Annotated in this window: 16 protein-coding genes and 1 riboswitch; of the genes, 2 read left to right on the plus strand and 14 right to left on the minus strand. The window is 36.8% G+C overall.

What is annotated here, in order from left to right:
• Nucleotides 1-64: 64 nt before the first annotated feature.
• The 12 genes from NSQ18_RS05780 to NSQ18_RS05835 all read right to left on the minus strand — a co-directional run bounded on the left by NSQ18_RS05780 (nt 65) and on the right by NSQ18_RS05835 (nt 7,705).
• Nucleotides 65-2,212: a heavy metal translocating P-type ATPase gene (locus NSQ18_RS05780; protein ID WP_016838775.1), complete on the minus strand. Its 2,148-nt coding sequence runs from the start codon at nt 2,210-2,212 to the stop codon at nt 65-67.
• The gene (locus NSQ18_RS05785) at nt 2,199-2,576 is read right to left on the minus strand and encodes a metalloregulator ArsR/SmtB family transcription factor (protein ID WP_096550173.1); all 378 of its coding nucleotides are present in this window, start codon (nt 2,574-2,576) and stop codon (nt 2,199-2,201) included. Before NSQ18_RS05785 ends, NSQ18_RS05780 begins: the two co-directional genes overlap by 14 nt.
• Before the next feature lie 154 nt (nt 2,577-2,730).
• On the minus strand, nt 2,731-2,928 hold the full coding sequence (locus tag NSQ18_RS05790; RefSeq protein WP_339289397.1) for a hypothetical protein: 198 nt from the start codon (nt 2,926-2,928) through the stop codon (nt 2,731-2,733).
• A 93-nt stretch (nt 2,929-3,021) separates the two neighbouring features.
• Complete coding sequence (locus NSQ18_RS05795; RefSeq protein ID WP_016837695.1) at nt 3,022-3,150, minus strand: hypothetical protein; 129 nt, start codon at nt 3,148-3,150, stop codon at nt 3,022-3,024.
• Nucleotides 3,151-3,256: 106 nt separating this feature from the next.
• The gene (locus NSQ18_RS05800) at nt 3,257-3,553 is read right to left on the minus strand and encodes a rhodanese-like domain-containing protein (RefSeq protein ID WP_016837694.1); all 297 of its coding nucleotides are present in this window, start codon (nt 3,551-3,553) and stop codon (nt 3,257-3,259) included.
• 15 nt (nt 3,554-3,568) lie between these two features.
• Nucleotides 3,569-3,910 (minus strand): rhodanese-like domain-containing protein, encoded by a 342-nt coding sequence (locus NSQ18_RS05805; protein ID WP_168411896.1) that lies wholly within the window; start codon nt 3,908-3,910, stop codon nt 3,569-3,571.
• Between the two features lie 71 nt (nt 3,911-3,981).
• Nucleotides 3,982-4,239 (minus strand): metal-sensitive transcriptional regulator, encoded by a 258-nt coding sequence (locus NSQ18_RS05810; protein ID WP_016837692.1) that lies wholly within the window; start codon nt 4,237-4,239, stop codon nt 3,982-3,984.
• A 105-nt stretch (nt 4,240-4,344) separates the two neighbouring features.
• Nucleotides 4,345-4,482, minus strand: a complete 138-nt coding sequence (locus NSQ18_RS05815) for a hypothetical protein (protein WP_016837691.1) — start codon at nt 4,480-4,482, stop codon at nt 4,345-4,347.
• 70 nt (nt 4,483-4,552) lie between these two features.
• Nucleotides 4,553-5,128 (minus strand): RNA 2',3'-cyclic phosphodiesterase, encoded by a 576-nt coding sequence (gene thpR / locus NSQ18_RS05820; protein ID WP_339289400.1) that lies wholly within the window; start codon nt 5,126-5,128, stop codon nt 4,553-4,555.
• A gap of 39 nt (nt 5,129-5,167) precedes the next feature.
• A complete protein-coding gene (locus tag NSQ18_RS05825; protein ID WP_339289402.1) occupies nt 5,168-5,485 on the minus strand; it encodes a multidrug efflux SMR transporter in 318 nt (105 codons plus the stop codon).
• On the minus strand, nt 5,467-5,823 hold the full coding sequence (locus NSQ18_RS05830) for an SMR family transporter (RefSeq protein ID WP_339289403.1): 357 nt from the start codon (nt 5,821-5,823) through the stop codon (nt 5,467-5,469). The genes NSQ18_RS05825 and NSQ18_RS05830 overlap by 19 nt, the downstream gene beginning before the upstream one ends.
• A gap of 40 nt (nt 5,824-5,863) precedes the next feature.
• Nucleotides 5,864-5,954, minus strand: a riboswitch (guanidine-I (ykkC/yxkD leader).
• Nucleotides 5,955-6,013: 59 nt separating this feature from the next.
• Nucleotides 6,014-7,705 (minus strand): FAD-dependent oxidoreductase, encoded by a 1,692-nt coding sequence (locus tag NSQ18_RS05835; protein ID WP_339289404.1) that lies wholly within the window; start codon nt 7,703-7,705, stop codon nt 6,014-6,016.
• Nucleotides 7,706-8,148: 443 nt separating this feature from the next.
• Between NSQ18_RS05835 and NSQ18_RS05840 the strand changes: the two genes are divergently transcribed.
• Together NSQ18_RS05840 and NSQ18_RS05845 are read left to right on the plus strand one after the other, a co-directional pair.
• Nucleotides 8,149-8,304 (plus strand): hypothetical protein, encoded by a 156-nt coding sequence (locus NSQ18_RS05840; RefSeq protein WP_339289405.1) that lies wholly within the window; start codon nt 8,149-8,151, stop codon nt 8,302-8,304.
• Nucleotides 8,305-9,081: 777 nt separating this feature from the next.
• Nucleotides 9,082-10,014, plus strand: coding sequence for an aldo/keto reductase (locus NSQ18_RS05845; protein WP_016837685.1), 933 nt, complete (start codon nt 9,082-9,084; stop codon nt 10,012-10,014).
• A 639-nt stretch (nt 10,015-10,653) separates the two neighbouring features.
• Here the strand turns inward: NSQ18_RS05845 and NSQ18_RS05850 are convergent.
• Together NSQ18_RS05850 and NSQ18_RS05855 are read right to left on the minus strand one after the other, a co-directional pair.
• Nucleotides 10,654-11,595: a 1,4-dihydroxy-2-naphthoate polyprenyltransferase gene (locus NSQ18_RS05850; RefSeq protein ID WP_260320044.1), complete on the minus strand. Its 942-nt coding sequence runs from the start codon at nt 11,593-11,595 to the stop codon at nt 10,654-10,656.
• 98 nt (nt 11,596-11,693) lie between these two features.
• Nucleotides 11,694-12,572, minus strand: a complete 879-nt coding sequence (locus NSQ18_RS05855; protein ID WP_016837683.1) for a GNAT family N-acetyltransferase — start codon at nt 12,570-12,572, stop codon at nt 11,694-11,696.
• Nucleotides 12,573-12,776: the final 204 nt, after the last annotated feature.

Here is a 12,776-nt window from a genome sequence, read left to right on the forward strand (position 1 = left end):
TATTTACCTATCCCCAATAAAAAATTCCATCAGCAAAAATCAAATTATTGCTGATGGAATGACTTCATTCTCTAACTCTCAATAACCGCATGCTATTTAATGTAACTAATAACGTTGCGCCCATATCGGAGAAAATGGCAATCCAGAGAGTTAACCATCCTGGAACGACAAGTAGCAACGCAAGAAGTTTTACCCCTAAAGCAAAGGCGATGTTTGTTTTAATAACGGCTAATGCTTTGCGACTTAATTTGATCGTAAAGGGTAGTTTGTTTAAGTCATCGGACATAAACGCAACATCAGCAGTTTCAAGGGCTGTATCTGTTCCTGCACCACCCATAGCAATGCCAACTGTGGCGGCCGCTAAAGCGGGAGCATCGTTTACACCATCCCCTACCATCGCTACTTTACCATATTGTTTTCGCAACGTTTTCACAAACTCTAACTTGTCTTCAGGCATTAAATCCGCTTTTACTTCTAATATTCCTGCTTCACTCCCTATGGCTTTTGCGGTTGCTTCATTATCGCCTGTCAATAACACCGTTTTTTCAATGCCGAACTCATGCAATTTTTCCAACATTTCTTTGCTAGATTCGCGAAGTTCATCTCTAACGGCAAAGATTGCGAGAATTTTTTCTTTTGTCCCTAAATACATCACCGTTTTGCCCTCGTTCTGGAGTATCGCCGTTTCCTTCTGGATAACTTCCGTCAAGCCATTTTGGAAAATCTCTATAAATAAATTGGGACTTCCAATATAATACGACTCTCCTTCAATGGTTGCTTGAATACCCTTACCAGTGATGGATTTGAATTGCTCTATCTCCAATTCCGAATGATTCACTCCTGCCTCTTCTGCCCTTCGCACAATGGCCGATGCAAGCGGATGACTGGAGCTTTTCTCTAATGCATAAGCGATCGCCAGTATTTCTTTTTCATTTGACGCTTCATCCATTACCTTCACATCTGTCACCACAGGTAATCCCTTCGTCAGCGTACCTGTTTTATCAAAGGCGATAGCTTTTAATGAACCCATTTCTTCAAGATAAATACCGCCTTTGATGAGCACTCCCTTTTTCGCAGCAGAACCAATAGCAGAAACTATCGAAATTGGCGTTGAAATTACAAGGGCACATGGACAACCAACGACTAATACTGCTAATCCCTGATAAATCCACTCTAACCAAACTCCACCGAAAAATAATGGTGGAACAATTGCTACAAGCAAAGCAATCATCATAATAATAGGCGTATAGTATTTAGCAAATCGGTCGATGAAGGCTTGAGCAGGAGCTCTTTCTGTCTGCGCTTCTTCAACTAATTCAATGATTTTTGATAAGGTTGTATCTTCTACATATTTTGTAATTCGAACCTCTAATAGTCCTTCTTCATTGAGGGTTCCAGCGTAAACTTCATCTTTCTCCTTTTTCTCAACAGGAATCGATTCACCGGTAATTGCTGCTTCGTTTACAGTTGATGTCCCCTTCACCACAACGCCATCCATTGCAATCTTCTGGCCAGGTTTTACAATCATCATATCCCCAATCTTTATCTCTTCAACTGGAAGGATTAATTCTTCACCGCCTCGTCGAATCAATGCTTCATTCGGAGCAAGTTCCATTAACGAACGAATGGATTTTCTCGCTTGATCCATTGAATATCGCTCTAAAGCTTCACTAATGGCAAACAAAATGACGACGATGGCACCTTCCGCCCATTCACCGATAATAGCCGCACCAATAATTGCAACTGTCATGAGCGTTCGCATATCAAAGTCGAGATGGATTAAATTATTTAACCCTACTTTAAACAGCGAATATCCTCCTATGATGATAGAAGAAATAAAGAGTAACACAGTAATGAGATTATCTTCCCCATTTACAAAGGTTGAAATATACCCGAGAACAATCAGTAACCCAGAGAATAATAACGTTTGATATTTTTCATAAAAGGGAACTGTCGATTCTTGCTGATTCTCTTTTTTTGTCGAGGATTTTCGAATCACTTTATCCGGATATACTTTTAAATTTTCAAAGGCTCCTGCTCGTTCCAATTCTTCTACTGTCGCATGCCCAAATACGGTGATTTTAGATGCGCCAAAATTGACTTTTGCATCCTCCACTCCCGGCAATGCCTTCACATTCCGTTCAAATTTCCCCGCACAATTTGCGCATGAAAAGCCTTCTACACGATAAATTTGTTTCTCAACTTCTTTCAACTTTCGTCACCTCTTGTTGGTGCTTGAAAGCAATCTCTATGAGCTGCTTCACGCAATCATCATCGAGAGAATAATAAACAAGCTTTCCCTCTTTCCTATATTTTGCTAGCCCCAAATTGCGTAACAACCTTAAATGATGGGAAGCAGTTGCAGTTGAAGCATTGATAATATTAGCTACATCACACACGCATAACTCTTCTTCCACGGCTAATGCATATGCAATTTTTATGCGTGTTTCATCAGCAAGGGCTTTAAAAATCTTGGCCACTTCCAGCGTTTTTTGTTGAGCAAGTTGCTCCTGAACTCTCTTTACTTTTACCTCATCGATACAGGTAACTTCACAAACATCGTGTTCTTTTGGCATATCGTTCCCCACTATCATTCAAATACTTATTTGAATATTAGTATATCATGTAAAAGGTTAATATTCAAATATTTATTTGAATGTAATAAATAAAAAAATCCGTACATCTAGTAGAAGATGCACGGTTTGAATCGTATTTCCTGACAACACTTGCTTAATTCCATACAGCGACCATAGGTGAAATCATGATTAGTAATGCAAAACCTGCAATAAAAATAGGCTTTGTAGATGCTCGTTCATACTTTATAAATGAAGCAATCGAATAAACGAGGGAAAACACAAAAACAAACGGCCAAACAAACCAGGTCCAATAAAATAATATAGCTATGCCATTTAAGACTTCTATCAACATTTCTCCATCCCCCATTCAAACAAAGCTAAATGCACAAAACAATTAGTTAAATTTTACTATAAAATAAAGCTGTTCCTAAATAGTAGAACAGCTTTATTTTCTCGGAGGTACTCGAACATACCCTCTCTTCTTCACTCTTTTCAAGGCAGCTTCCGTAAATGCTTTAAATAGTCCTCGTTCTCTCTTTGGTGCACTAGGCTTTGGTAATCCAGGGATTCTCACAATAAACAACTCCTTTTGTATATCTTATTTAGAGATGAACAAAAGTATTCTTCACAAGAAAACTTGTTTTAAACGTGAAATCCCTATAATTTATTAAACAAAACGACTACTCAACTTCCCCTTCCCAAGCACTCATGCCACCAATCATATTTGTAGCATTAAACCCATTATTTTCTAAAATCGTTGTTGCTAGGGCACTGCGACCACCTGCTAAACAAACGACAATATACGGTTTATCTTTTGATAATTCATTCATGCGAATAGGAAGTAACCCTAAAGGAATATTGATTGCTCCCGGAATATGCCCTCCGTGGTATTCCTCTATTTCACGAACATCCAGTATATTTAGTCGCTCTCCACCTTCTAAACGTTGTTGCACTTCTTTCGCACTAATTTCTTTCATGCATAAATCCTCCTTTTAATTTTTCCAAGCATTCATGCCTCCACGAACATTTGTGACACGTTCATAACCTAGCTTTTTTAATTGTTTGCAAGCTTGGCTACTTCTCATCCCGCTTTGACAAATGACAATGATTTCTTTATCCTTTGGAAGCTTTGTAAAATCTGAACCTAATGGCAAGTTTTGAAATTGCCGAATATGATTGGCTTTATATTCTGCAGGAGTTCGTACATCAATCAATACTTTGTCCTTGTCATTTAACATATTCTTCAATTCGTTTGTTGAAATAGTATTCACATTTACCGGCTTTAAGCGCCATGCAATGAACACAATGATGACTGCTAACACTATCCATTCCATATTTCTACCCCCATATACCCTTATAGGTATAATTTTTAAGCTAAATAAATAGCTGATTATACAGCTATCTTTTAACGGCTCTTTACGATTAAATTAATGGCTTCTTGTACTAATTCATCTACATCTTCTGATTTACTATTATTCATACATTCAATTAAATTTTCGCTTACAATAACGCCAATTGTTCGATCGACTGCAGAACGCACAGCGCTAAGTTGAGTTACAACATCTTTACAATCTTTTCCTTCTTCCATCATGCGCAGTATTCCGCGTATTTGCCCCTCAATACGTTTAATGCGATTTTTTGTTTTCGCATCATATTTTTTCAATTATGTATCCCTTCTTTCTTGACGCTTATTCTAATTTCAGTTTATACCCTCGTAGGTATAAAGTCAACTATAATAAAAGCGATTCAAGGAACGAATCGCTTTATTTCATCTACGAATCATGATTAATAATCCAGACATTATAATGGAAAACTGAACGGATTGCAGCGGTTCACGGTCATAAATAAAAAAGTAAGCAATAGCAAATAAAAGTATTAAGTATACGAAAGCTTGTCTTAATTTCATAAGCAACCCCTTCATCTGTCTTACTACTATCCTATTAAGGAAGGGGTAAGCTTATGATACGGATTTTAATTTAACCGCCTGGAATTGCTAAAGGAAAGCTTACATACTCATGATATTTCGGCGTTCGATCTAAATGTGTTTCGTAAAGAACAATTTCCGTTACATTGAAAGAAAAGGTTTTTCCATCTTTCTCTCGAATTTGTAATAACGTTCCTTCTTCAAAAGCATCCTCACTCTTCCATTTTCTCGCTAACGTTATATGCGGACGGAAAGGTTTTTTATCCAATTGAAAACCCGTTTTTTCACATTCCCTATATACCGATTTTTGGATGGAATCGAGCTGTTCTGATGATTCCACATCTGCCCAAAAAATTCTGGGAGCCTTTTTCGGACCGAAAATCCCTAAGGAATTCAACGTCAAGGTGAAAGAAGATTCTTTTTCTAAGATTGGTTTTACCTTTTCCACGACTTCATTTAGCATCGATTTTTCAGCAAACCCTAAAAAAGCTAAGGTGATGTGGTAGTCTTCCGGATGGACCCACCGGGCAAAAGGGAAATCTCCTTTTCTCGCTTGAATCCATTCATATAAGAAATCTTTTGCTTCTTTCGGTAATTTTACTGCAAAAAAATAATGATGCTTTGCCAATAAAATCCCCCGTTCCTAATTAACAATTCATTATAGTATTTACCCCTCTAATAATTTTAAACCGATCACTGCTAGTAGAATAATAAAAATACACATGATTCTTTTCCAATTACGTGATTCTTTGTAAAAGAACATACCAACTAGGGTACCACCGACAACACCTATTCCTGTCCAAACTGCATAAGCTGTTCCCATTGGAATTGTTTGCATCGCAAATTGCAATAGAAACAAACTTCCAACAAAACTTGCACTAAATATCACAATCGGTCTCCAACTGCGACGAGCTGCATATTGATTCATCGCCGCAACAACTAACGTTTCCAATAATCCAGCTATAATTAACGCTCCCCATGCCATTCCTTATTCACATCCTTTTTCTCTTCATCAGTCACAAGTTTCAATCCAATCACACCTGCTAAAATGAGCAATATGAATAAAATTTTTAAAAGATGAAAAGGCTCGCCAAAAAATATAATTTCACTGATGACAGCCCCTATACTCCCTAATCCAACAAATACCGAATATACTGTACCTGCAGGCAAATATTGAGATGCATTGATTAATAAATAATTGCTTAAGATGATGGCGATGATCGTTCCTAACCATTCAAGGAAAGTACCTGCATGAGCAAGACCAATAACCCAAAGCACTTCAAATAAAGCTGCGATATAGACTTTCATCCACTGTTTGTTCATATTCACTCCTCCAACAAAAAAAGCCTAAAGAGATAGATTTATCTCCCAGGCTTTTATCCTTCCGTGTACGCAAATGCGTCGTTTTCTCTCGGACCAGACCTACAAATAGCGGAACCCTAGAAAACTGTTTTCTTGTTTAATTTGATAATTATTGTGCCATATTGGCAAGAAAGTTGCAAATTCGAACTGTTTATTTGAAATTGTAATCTGTTACGATTTTTTCTCTGCTCGTTGTCACATCTGTAAAGTATTCATATAAACAAATCCCTAAAAATGAACCGGAAACGTTATAAACATTTGTAAAGCCTAAGTGTTGTAAGATTTTTACTGCATTGTAGCTCCGTTGTCCTGAACGGCAATGGATATAAACCGGTTTATCGCGAGGAATTTCATCTACCCGCTCGCGCAATTCGCTCAACGGAATGTTAATAGCATTTACTAAATGACCACTTTCAAATTCATGGTTTTCCCGAACATCAATAAATGTTGCTCCTTGTTCAACTAAGTTTCGCACTTTGGAAACGTGAACTTGCTTATAATCTGCATGTAAAATATTTAATCCGACAAGAGCAGCGATATTCACAACATCCCTAGCGGTGCTATACATTGGAGAATAGGTTAATTCGAGCTCTTTTAAATCTTCAAGGGTACCCCCCATCGTAATTAAAGCGGCAATCACATCAATTCGTTTATCTGCATTTCCTTTTCCAATGGCTTGAGCACCAAGGATTCTACCTGTAGGTACTTCAAAAATGAGTTTAAAATGAAGCGGATTGCTGTTTGGCATGAGTCCCACTTTATCCGGTGCAATCACATAAACACTATCATATCTGATGTTAGCCTCTTTTGCTGCTCTTTCATTTAATCCCGTCACGGCACAATTTAAGTCGAAAATTTTGACGCTTGATGAACCAATAACTCCTTTATTATTTGTTTTTTGACCATATATATGGTCTGCTGCCGCTCTTGCCTGTCGCACAGCTGGTCCTGCTAAAGCAAGTCTTGTTGGTTTGTGCGTTAAGCGGTGGTACACTTCGATGGCATCTCCTACCGCATAAATGGATGGATCAGACGTTTGATAGTTGGCATTGACTTTAATGCCGCCCAACTCGCCAATTTCAAGTCCTGCTTCTTTCGCAAGAGTGATTTCAGGCTTTACCCCAATTGCCAGCACAACCGCTTGGGCTTCCACTTGTTTTCCTGAATTAAGTTCAATTGCATTTTCTGTTATTTTCTTCAGCCCATCTCCCACAATTAATTGAATACCATGGTCAAGCATTTCTTTATGCAGAATCTGCACCATATCTTCATCAAACGGTGCCATAATTTGCGGGGAGTACTCAACCAATGTGACTACTTTTCCAGCTTCTCTCAAGTTTTCTGCCACTTCTACTCCGATGAATCCACCGCCAATGACAGCAATTCTTTCTACATTCGACTGATTCACATATTGATGTAATCGATCAATATCGGCTACATTTCTTACAGTAAATACATGAGGCAGGTTCACCCCTTCAAAAGGAGGCACAACAGGATTTGCCCCCGGTGAAAGAATGAGAACATCATAGCTTTCCTTATACACTTCATTTGTTTCTAAATTTTTTATTTCCACTGTCTTTTCTTCCCGATGAATTCGAATTACTTCTTGATTTACGCGGGCTTCAATATTGTATTTCGTTTTAAAGCTCTCAGGCGTCATCAACACTAATTTTTCTTTTGACTCAACAACTCCCCCTAAATAATACGGCAATGAACAATTGGAAAAGGACACGTGCGGCCCCTTCTCAAACATAATAATTTCTGCTTTCTCATCCAAACGGCGAATTCTCACAGCAGCTGTTGCACCACCAGCTACGCCTCCCACTATCAATACTTTCTTCATATCAAGCACTCCTTTATACCCTGAATGGTATTTTGTTTCATTCCCAAAACCTCTGTGCATCAACAGTAATTTTTCAAAGAAGAACTAATTTAATTACAATATATACCCCCATAGGTATTTTGTCAACGAAGCTTTTCTTAAAGAATGAATGTAAGACGCAGCATTATTAACATAAACAGAATTCCTTAAAGGAGAGGCAAAATGTAAAAAGAGGAAAAGGATGAGCGCGATTAGTGGACCTCGTATTAGAAGCACAAAAGGAAGCTTTAGAAACTTATATATACGGAAATCAATAAAGCGTTAATTAACGGACTTTGTGCTTTATTGGAAATCCGCTTTTTTTCACTGGTATTGTCAATGAAACCCATTTTACTTTCTGAATGGGAAGAGGATGTATACATGATAAATGCACCTGTATATCGGGTAACAGTGGAAGCCCTATCATGAATGAAGATGGAATTGTAATTGGAATTATCTACGCAGCAGTAAGACATGAGAGTTGGCTGTTTGTCCCGATCGAATACTTACAAGAAAGAATAGACAATTGGCTCCCTCCTCACTGGGCTACTCTTCATGTTGTTGAAGGGCGAGCTTCTTGAAATGCCAATTAAAGAGTACGCATTCCCTTCTTATCTTCTAAATTTTGACAGCCTTGCTGATAATTTTATTAATTAATATTCGACAATTTAATTCACATACATTTTGTACTAATGATTACTCGAAATAATACGACACATTATTTTATTAATATATAAAAATTAATTGATTTTTACATATCTTTTCATTTTAGATGTTTTCTTGAAATAACATTTAAATTTCGACATCCCCTTATCTCAATAAAGATATATCGTTAACTTAGTTGACATCAATATTCATTTCATTTTGGTTATTGTTAATGTTACCTTCTATTTTATTTAAATATCACGATTGTAAGATTATTATTTTTGTATTGAAACATACCCATTCTATCGTTTTCGACAGCACTATTCCTTTTTGTAAACATTAGTTCACAAAAAATCAGTTGATAGTATGCCTAATTCGTTTTTTTATCACGATTTTGACTTTATCTATTACACAATAAGAAATTATGCGCAAATTTTCACAAGAAACGTCAAACTTGCCACCTCTTTTGACAACCTTTTTTACAATAAATTTAAATCGAATTCTCAATATACCTATTTCTACTAATTCAAATATCTACTGACGCTCAGTAATTCGACAACCAAAAATTGTATATTCTTATATCGACAAAATCCACATTAGTTCAGCAGCCAATGTCCCTTGTGTTACAACTCATTTTCTCTTAGTTTTGTAAATTTCTTGTAATTAATATCAGCTCCCAGTAAATTAATAAGTAATAAGGGGGCATGATTTTTGTGGAGAAATATGTGCGATTAGGAAAATCAGATTTTTATGTGAACCCTATTGGATTAGGAGCGAATGCAGTCGGTGGACACAATATTCACCCTCATCTAAGTGAAACAGAAGGAAAAGAGCTTGTTCGTGTTGCCATCAAAAACGGAATCAACTTCATTGATACTGCATATTTGTATGGATTAGGCCGTTCAGAAGAACTCATTGGAGAAGTCTTAAAAGAAATGGGCAACCGAGATGAACTGATCATTGCAACAAAAGTCGGAGCTAAAATAGTTGATGGCCAAAGAGTAATGGACAACTCACCTTTATTTTTAAAAGAAGAAGTGGAAAAAAGTTTGCAACGCTTAAAAACAGACTATATTGATTTACTTTACATTCATTTTCCCGATGAGCAAACACCAAAGGATGAAGCGATTGGAGCATTGAAAGAATTGAAGGATGAAGGAAAAATTCGAGCAATCGGTGTTTCTAACTTCTCATTAGAACAATTACAGGAAGCAAATAAAGATGGCTATGTGGATGTGGTTCAAGAACACTATAACTTAATTTATAGAGATGCTGAAAAAGAGATGTTTCCATACACACTAAAAAACCAGATTGCTTTTATCCCATATTTTCCTTTGGCTTCTGGTTTGCTTACAGGAAAATATACAAAGGATACCGAAATACCTGAATATCGTCAAAAATCTCAGTTCTTCCAAAAAGAAACGTATGAGAAAATCGTAGAAAAAGTGGAACGATTACGCACAATCGCCCAATCGAAGGATGTAGAGGTTGCAAATGTTGTTCTTGCTTGGTATTTGACACGAGAAGCCGTAACTGCCATCATTCCAGGAGCAAAATGTGCTGCGCAAGTATTGAACAATTTAAAAACAGCCAAAGTATCATTAAGTAAAGAAGAAATTGAAGAAATTGATGAATTATTTAAATAATATGAGGATATGCACGCCAACAAAGAGCGGATAAGTTAATTTTCTAACTCACTCTTTGTTGGCTATTATTTTGTTAGATTTGACTATTATCCTTAGTAGCTTGACTATTATTGGTTAAATTTTGACTATTATCGTATTCTCCAAGAGGCGATTTTAGATGATTGACTAATAAGTTGAAGAGTGTGACTATTATCTTCTGTAGTTTGGCTATAACTGACTCGATTTTGACTATTATCATAAATTTCAAGAGCAATTTTTGTTTGATTGACTATTATGTTCACAAATTTGACTATTATGCTTTATAGAATGACTATTATTGTCATGGATTTGGCTATTATTCCCCCACGAGAATAACGAGCATTTCACATCATTCACATTCAGTATTTCCTCAAACTAAAGAACAATCCATCTAATTCAAGCGACACCAAATAAATTTCAGCATTTCTTTATTGCAATAAAAAATACTACTTTCCTACATCTCCTATTCACTTCTATTTAATCATCTTTTTATCCAACAAACAGTTATAATTTTTGTAAATTAACTTAACAGTATTGTTTTACTAAAATAAAATATCGCCTCCAAAAGGAAGCGATTCGTTCGAATGGGCAAGATTTTAACATAAACCTTCATTTATCCTACTAAAATATATATCCTAGTAACAACCCAGCTGATAATAAAAAGCAGAAAATTGTGTTCGTCATGGCTGTTGATTTCATGGCAATAGGCATAAACTGCATTTCGCTTTCGCCCTTTTGGAAGCCTCGAATAGCGTCTATAGGTTTTTTTACGCTTAACAGCACTACTAGCGCCCAAGGACTGATGCTTCCCGTCACCACTAATCCGACAATCCAAAAATAGGAGATAATAAAACCGATTGCTAGTAATCTCACTGCATTGGTTCTACCGATTAATATGGCAAGCGTCTTTCTTCCGCCTCTTTTATCTTCCTCAATATCTCGAATATTGTTAGCCATGTTGATTCCGCCTACTAATATCCCTGATGGAATGGAGAGGAGTACTGAAAGCAGCGTGACATCACCTGTTTGAATAAAATAGGCAATTAACACGAAAGCAGTTCCCATTAAAGCTCCTGCAAATAACTCACCAAAAGGGGTATAGGCAATCGGCAGCGGACCACCAGTATATAAATAACCTACCGCCATTCCAAACAATCCGATGACTACTAACCACCAACTAGAATTCGAGCAAATATAAACACCAACAATCCCAGCAAAAACATATAAAAGAATCGCTACCGCCAATACATTTTTTGGCTTCAAGCCGTGGCGAACGATTCCTCCGCCAATGCCAACCGATTCTTCCGTATCCAGCCCTCGCTTGAAATCGTAATATTCATTAAATAAATTTGTCGCAATTTGAAGTGCCAAACACGCAATCATCATCGTCAGAAATAGCAACCAATCGATCTTTGTATCATACAGTGCCATTACCGTCCCTAAAATGACCGGCGCAAAAGTTGCCGTTAACGTATGTGGACGAGTCATCTGCCACATAAGCTTTAATGATGAAATTTCGTGATTCTTTTCCATAACTGGTTTCATCCTCTTTCTATCATTCATGAAAACAATTATAACAAATTCCAATGATTCACAGGTACTTATGAAATGACATGAAAAGAAGCCCACAATTTTGTTGTGGACTTATATTCATTAGGCAATCAAGATTCCCCATACGCATAAAAATCTATTTGAATTGTCTTCTGGAATCCAGCCTTTTGATAAACTGATAAAGCTTGTTCATTTTCCATCTCTACTTCAAGGAAAATTTGTTTTGCTCCGCTTCGATAAGCAAAGTCTTTCACCCAGTTCAATAAAGCTGTCGCAATCCCTTTTCGTTGATGGAGGGGATGTACTGCTAAGGAAGTAATCCACTGGTTCATTTCTTCCTTTGAAGTAGTTACAGTTCCGACAACTTCTCCATCCTTTTCTGCAACCCAAATCACTCTTCCTGGAACTTTTGTATTCAATTCAATGAGTTCGATTGTTTCTTCCCTGAGGTCGCCAAATGTTTCTCTAAATATTTCAACAAGGGGTTCCAAATCCGTAGATTCGTTATACGGTCTTATATATATAGAATCATTCATTTCAACCATTTCCGCTTCCGCTTCAAAAGTCGCTTCCGAAAAGCTATATGTATATCCGTATTTTTCAATGATTTTTCTTCCGTATAGGTCATTTTCTAGGACAACTACTAATTCTCCAACAGCGTGTCGATCTTTAAAAGCTTTTGATAATAAACTAAGTAATGCATCATCTATGCCTGTTTGTCTGTACATAGGATCAACTAGCATGGTCCATTCATATGTATCCAAACCAATTCGATCTACCGCCGTAATAAGACCAACTAACTCATTTGTTTCTTCATCGTAAGCAAGGATGCAAAATCCCCTGCTATATGTTTTATTTAATAAAGGTAGATTTAAAGCATAGGAATAAGGGCATTGGTCCACTTCTGTTGCAAATCGAGATAAATTTTGAATTTCTTGATATGTTTCTTCATCTATAGGTAACGATGTGGTCATAAAGGCAATGTTCATCTTTAATACTCCGATCTATTTCTTTTACTTTTAACATTTTAGACAAAGCATTCGCCCACTGCAACAAGCTGCATCACATTCCCATAAATTACGTCATTCGCTCTTTTTCACCTTTTCTCTCAAGTTTCATCGCTTCATCCATTCTTCGTTAATAAAACGTCAAATATTTCTAAAAGTAACCGTTTGAAAAGTCATGTTGAGACA

The organism is Ureibacillus sp. FSL K6-0786 (assembly GCF_037965165.1).
In the GTDB taxonomy this organism is placed as follows: Bacteria; Bacillota; Bacilli; order Bacillales_A; family Planococcaceae; genus Ureibacillus; species Ureibacillus thermosphaericus.